The organism is Mycobacterium sp. TH-M82 (assembly GCF_057473605.1).
On the sequence record NZ_JBYCKY010000243.1, the window covers coordinates 1 to 4,690 of the forward strand.

Annotated in this window: 10 protein-coding genes; all 10 read left to right on the forward strand. The window is 66.8% G+C overall.

The genetic code is table 11. The features are described from left to right. Positions 1–47 precede the first annotated feature (47 nt). On the forward strand, positions 48–371 hold the full coding sequence (rplX, locus tag AC2VON_RS07590; RefSeq protein ID WP_486952397.1) for a 50S ribosomal protein L24: 324 nt from the start codon (positions 48–50) through the stop codon (positions 369–371). Positions 372–376: 5 nt separating this feature from the next. Next, positions 377–949 carry a 50S ribosomal protein L5 gene (gene rplE / locus AC2VON_RS07595; protein ID WP_486952398.1) on the forward strand — a complete coding sequence of 191 codons (573 nt, stop codon included), beginning with the start codon at positions 377–379 and terminating at the stop codon, positions 947–949. A gap of 5 nt (positions 950–954) precedes the next feature. Next, a complete protein-coding gene (locus AC2VON_RS07600) occupies positions 955–1,140 on the forward strand; it encodes a type Z 30S ribosomal protein S14 (RefSeq protein ID WP_486952399.1) in 186 nt (61 codons plus the stop codon). Positions 1,141–1,192: 52 nt separating this feature from the next. Continuing rightward, on the forward strand, positions 1,193–1,591 hold the full coding sequence (gene rpsH, locus AC2VON_RS07605; RefSeq protein WP_486952400.1) for a 30S ribosomal protein S8: 399 nt from the start codon (positions 1,193–1,195) through the stop codon (positions 1,589–1,591). Between the two features lie 13 nt (positions 1,592–1,604). After that, positions 1,605–2,144: a 50S ribosomal protein L6 gene (gene rplF, locus AC2VON_RS07610; protein ID WP_486952401.1), complete on the forward strand. Its 540-nt coding sequence runs from the start codon at positions 1,605–1,607 to the stop codon at positions 2,142–2,144. A 41-nt stretch (positions 2,145–2,185) separates the two neighbouring features. Further along, on the forward strand, positions 2,186–2,554 hold the full coding sequence (gene rplR / locus AC2VON_RS07615) for a 50S ribosomal protein L18 (protein ID WP_486952405.1): 369 nt from the start codon (positions 2,186–2,188) through the stop codon (positions 2,552–2,554). 98 nt (positions 2,555–2,652) lie between these two features. Then, a complete protein-coding gene (gene rpsE / locus AC2VON_RS07620) occupies positions 2,653–3,372 on the forward strand; it encodes a 30S ribosomal protein S5 (RefSeq protein ID WP_486952406.1) in 720 nt (239 codons plus the stop codon). Positions 3,373–3,469: 97 nt separating this feature from the next. Continuing rightward, a complete protein-coding gene (gene rpmD / locus AC2VON_RS07625; RefSeq protein WP_486952402.1) occupies positions 3,470–3,655 on the forward strand; it encodes a 50S ribosomal protein L30 in 186 nt (61 codons plus the stop codon). Next, a complete protein-coding gene (gene rplO, locus AC2VON_RS07630) occupies positions 3,655–4,095 on the forward strand; it encodes a 50S ribosomal protein L15 (RefSeq protein WP_486952403.1) in 441 nt (146 codons plus the stop codon). Before rpmD ends, rplO begins: the two co-directional genes overlap by 1 nt. 108 nt (positions 4,096–4,203) lie before the next feature. Further along, a partial coding sequence (locus AC2VON_RS07635; RefSeq protein WP_486952404.1) for a S49 family peptidase occupies positions 4,204–4,690 on the forward strand: 487 nt, incomplete at its 3' end.

Here is a 4,690-nt window from a genome sequence, read left to right on the forward strand (position 1 = left end):
AGAAGCGGTTCATGAAGATCGTCTCGCTGGCCCCGGAGGTGCTGTAGATGAAGGTGCACAAGGGCGACACCGTGCTGGTCATCGCCGGCAAGGACAAAGGCGCCAAAGGCAAAGTGCTGAAGGCCTACCCGACCCGCGACCGGGTGCTGGTGCAGGGCGTGAACCGGATCAAGAAGCACACCGCGATCACCACCAGCCAGTCCGGCGCGCAGTCCGGTGGGATCGTCACCCAGGAGGCCCCGATTCATGTCTCCAACGTGATGGTGGTCGACTCCGACGGTAAGCCGACCCGGGTGGGTTACCGGGTGGATTCCGAGACCGGCAAGAAGGTCCGCATCGCCAAGCGCAACGGCAAGGACATCGTGTTATGACGAGTATGACGACGACTGAAACCCCGCCAAAAGTTCAGCCCCGGCTGAAGGTGCGCTACCGCGAAGAGATCCGGGACGCTCTGCGGAGCCAGTTCAAATACGCCAACGTCATGCAGGTCCCGACCGTGGTGAAGGTCGTCGTCAACATGGGTGTCGGCGAGGCGGCCCGGGATGCCAAGTTGATCAACAGCGCCGTCAACGACCTGGCGCTGATCACCGGGCAGCGTCCGGAGATCCGTCGGGCCCGTAGGTCGGTCGCGCAGTTCAAGCTGCGCGAAGGCATGCCGATCGGAGCCCGGGCGACGCTGCGCGGCGACCGGATGTGGGAGTTTTTGGACCGGCTCACCTCGATCGCGCTGCCGCGAATCCGGGACTTTCGCGGCCTGTCGCCCAATCAGTTCGACGGCGTCGGCAACTACAGTCTCGGGCTGGCCGAACAGTTGGTGTTCCACGAGATAGACATGGACTCCGTCGACCGCACCCGCGGGATGAACATCACCGTCGTCACCTCGGCGGCGACCGACGACGAAGGACGAGCGCTGTTGCGGGCCCTCGGCTTTCCGTTCAAGGAGAACTGAACTACATGGCGAAGAAGGCGTTGGTCAACAAGGCGGCGCGCAAGCCCAAGTTCGCGGTGCGCGGCTACACCCGTTGCAGCAGGTGCGGCCGGCCACGCGCGGTGTTCCGCAAGTTCGGGCTGTGCCGGATCTGCCTGCGCGCGATGGCGCATGCCGGCGAGCTGCCCGGTGTGCAGAAGAGCAGCTGGTGAAGCGCGGTAAGCCCGGCGGGGAAACCGCTGCGAGGAAGGTGATTTCGCGCCGATGACCATGACGGATCCGATCGCAGACTTTCTGACCCGGCTGCGCAACGCCAACTCGGCATACCACGACGAGGTGACTCTGCCGCATTCGAAGATCAAGGCCAACATCGCTGAGATCCTCATGCGGGAGGGCTATATCACCGACTACCACGTCGAGGATGCCCGGGTGGGCAAGGCGCTGGTGGTGCAGCTCAAGTACGGCCCGAACCGGGAGCGCAGCCTGGCCGGCCTGCGCCGGGTGTCCAAGCCCGGCCTGCGGGTGTATGCGAAATCGACCAATCTGCCGCGGGTGCTCGGCGGCCTGGGCGTGGCGATCATTTCCACCTCGTCGGGTCTGCTCACCGACCGTCAGGCGTCCCGGCAGGGCGTCGGCGGAGAAGTCCTCGCGTACGTGTGGTGAGGGGAATTTAGCTATGTCGCGCATTGGTAAGCGGCCTATTCCGGTTCCGTCCGGGGTCGACGTGACCATCGACGGACAGGACGTGTCGGTCAAGGGACCGAAGGGCACCCTGGGGCTCAAGGTCACCGAACCGATCCGCATCGCGCGTAACGACGACGGTGCTCTGCTGGTGACGCGCCCGGACGACGAACGCCGCAGCCGATCACTGCACGGTCTGAACCGGACGCTGGTGGCCAATTTGATCACCGGGGTTTCGGAGGGCTACGTCACCAAGATGGAGATCTTCGGTGTCGGTTACCGGGTGCAGCTCAAGGGCTCCAACCTGGAGTTCACGCTGGGTTACAGCCATCCGGTGGTGGTACAGGCGCCGGAAGGCATCTCCTTCGCGGTGGAGACCCCCACCAAGTTCTCCGTCTCGGGTATCGACAAGCAGAAGGTCGGCCAGGTGTCGGCGAACATCCGCCGCCTCCGCCGTTCCGACCCGTACAAGGGCAAGGGCGTGCGCTACGAGGGTGAGCAGGTCCGCCGCAAGGTCGGAAAGACAGGTAAGTAGTCATGGCGCAAGCACAATCAGGCACCGAGGTACGGAAGACGGTGGGGCAGAGCGTCTCTGAAGCCAGGCGCATCGCCCGTCGGCGTAGGCATGCGCGACTTCGCAAGAAGATCTCGGGGACCGCTGAGCGGCCCCGGCTGGTGGTGCACCGCTCCTCCCGGCACATTCACGTGCAACTGGTCGACGATCTCAACGGCACCACCCTCGCCGCCGCCTCGTCGATCGAGGCCGATGTGCGTGGCGTGCAGGGCGACAAGAAGGCCCACAGCGTCCGGGTTGGCCAGCTGATCGCTGAGCGGGCCAAGGCTGCCGGCATCGACACCGTGGTGTTCGACCGGGGTGGCTACACCTACGGCGGGCGGATCGCCGCGTTGGCCGATGCCGCGCGCGAAGGCGGATTGACGTTTTAAATGAGCGTCGGCGACGATGCAGAGCGAAGCGATGAGGAGGAGCGGCGCCAAATGAACCGCATCTCAACCGAAACTGGAAGGAACCCGTGATGGCCGAGATGGCCGAGCAGCCGACCGCAGGGGCCGCCGCTCCGGACACCGGCAATGCAGCCCACACCGAACGCAGCGAACGCGGTCAACACAGTGAACGCGGCGAACGCCGCGGCGAGGGACGTGATGGCCGGGGTCGCCGCGACGGTGGCCACGGCGGTCGAGGCCGCGAGGGCGACAAAAACCACCTGGAGCGTGTCGTCGCGATCAATCGGGTTTCCAAGGTGGTCAAGGGTGGCCGCCGGTTCAGCTTCACCGCGCTGGTGGTCGTCGGCGACGGCAACGGCATGGTCGGCGTCGGCTACGGCAAGGCCAAGGAAGTCCCCTCCGCGATCGCCAAGGGCGTCGAGGAAGCCCGCAAGGACTTCTTCCGGGTGCCGTTGATCGGCGGCACCATCACCCACCCGGTGCAGGGCGAGGCGGCGGCGGGGGTGGTGTTGCTGCGCCCGGCCAGCCCCGGTACCGGGGTGATCGCCGGCGGTGCCGTTCGGGCCGTGCTGGAATGCGCTGGGGTGCACGACATCTTATCCAAGTCGCTGGGCAGCGACAATGCGATCAACGTGGTGCGCGCCACCGTCGCTGCGCTGAAGATGCTGCAGCGCCCCGAGGAGGTAGCTGCGCGACGCGGCTTGCCGATCGAAGACGTCGCGCCGGCGGTGATGCTCAAGGCGCGGCGGGAGAGCCGGGAAAGCGACGTGCTGACCGCAGCGCGTGAAGGAACGACATGACGCGCGCCGGCGACGTTGCCGCGGGGGCACCTCCCGCTTGCGGGGGACCTTGCGGGGGACCTTGCGGGGGACGAAGCGATGAGAAGGAGCGGCGCAGATGGCCAAAGCAGAGCTGAAGATCACCCAGGTGCGCAGCACCATCGGCGCCCGCTGGAAGCAGCGGGAGAGCCTGCGAACCCTGGGGCTGCGCAAGATTCGTCAATCGGTGGTGCGTGAGGACAACGCCCAGACCCGGGGCCTGATCGCGGTGGTCCACCACCTCGTCAAGGTGGAGGAAGCCTGATGCCCATCAAGCTGCACGACCTGCGCCCTGCCCCCGGCTCGAAGACCAAACGCACCCGCGTGGGTCGCGGTGAGGGCTCCAAGGGCAAGACCGCCGGACGCGGCACCAAGGGCACCGGGGCGCGCAAGAACGTGCCGGCGCGATTCGAGGGTGGTCAGATGCCGATCCACATGCGTCTGCCCAAGCTCAAAGGTTTCCGCAACCGGTTCCGCACCGAGTACGAGATCGTCAACGTCGGCGATCTGGGCCGGCTGTTCCCGGGCGGCGGCGCGATCGGCGTCGCCGATCTGGTTGCCAGGGGGGCGGTGCGGAAGAACTCGCTGGTGAAAGTGCTCGGCGACGGCAAGCTCGCCGTCAAGGTCGACGTCACCGCGCACAAATTCAGCGGCAGCGCCCGGGAGAAGATCACCGCCGCCGGAGGTTCGGCCACCGAGCTGTAGTTGCCGCCAGGGGGATCACCTCCCCGGCGAGCGTGCGTGAAATCGGATTTCTCATCGGTGTGTCGGCCGGGGACGCACCCTCGCGGCTGCTCGGTAGGCTGGAAAGCCATGTTCGCTTTTCTGCCCCACCTGCCCGGCTTGCCCGGCATGGACGACGTGCGGACCCTGGCACGGCGTATCGACACCGCCCGCCACCACGGCGTGCCCAGCGGCTGTGTGCTCGAACTGGACCTGCAGTCTGTCCCGCACGAGACCGGCGGCTTCGACCCGCTGGCGTTGATCAGCCCCGGCGGGCGATTACCGTTGCTGCACAGCGTGGTAGCCGCGATTCATCGCGCGGCCGACGATCCGCGCGTTGCCGGCCTCATTGCGCGGGTACAGCTTCCGCCGGCGCCGGCCGGGCCGGTTCAGGAGTTGCGGGAGGCGATCGCGGCTTTCACCGCGGCCAAGCCGTCGCTGGCCTGGGCCGAGACCTACCCGGGGACCCTGTCGTACTACCTGGCGTCGGCGTTCGGCGAGGTCTGGATGCAGCCGTCGGGAACGGTCGGGCTGGTCGGGTTCGCGACCAACGCGTTGTTCCTGCGTTCCGCGCTGG

Bases quoted from the DNA above. Each gene is read 5' to 3' on its own strand.
- rplX (WP_486952397.1), top strand. From the start codon at position 48: ATGAAGGTGCACAAGGGCGACACCGTGCTGGTCATCGCCGGCAAGGAC.
- rplE (WP_486952398.1), top strand. From the start codon at position 377: ATGACGACGACTGAAACCCCGCCAAAAGTTCAGCCCCGGCTGAAGGTG.
- AC2VON_RS07600 (WP_486952399.1), top strand. From the start codon at position 955: ATGGCGAAGAAGGCGTTGGTCAACAAGGCGGCGCGCAAGCCCAAGTTC.
- rpsH (WP_486952400.1), top strand. From the start codon at position 1,193: ATGACCATGACGGATCCGATCGCAGACTTTCTGACCCGGCTGCGCAAC.
- rplF (WP_486952401.1), top strand. From the start codon at position 1,605: ATGTCGCGCATTGGTAAGCGGCCTATTCCGGTTCCGTCCGGGGTCGAC.
- rpsE (WP_486952406.1), top strand. From the start codon at position 2,653: ATGGCCGAGCAGCCGACCGCAGGGGCCGCCGCTCCGGACACCGGCAAT.
- rpmD (WP_486952402.1), top strand. From the start codon at position 3,470: ATGGCCAAAGCAGAGCTGAAGATCACCCAGGTGCGCAGCACCATCGGC.
- rplO (WP_486952403.1), top strand. From the start codon at position 3,655: ATGCCCATCAAGCTGCACGACCTGCGCCCTGCCCCCGGCTCGAAGACC.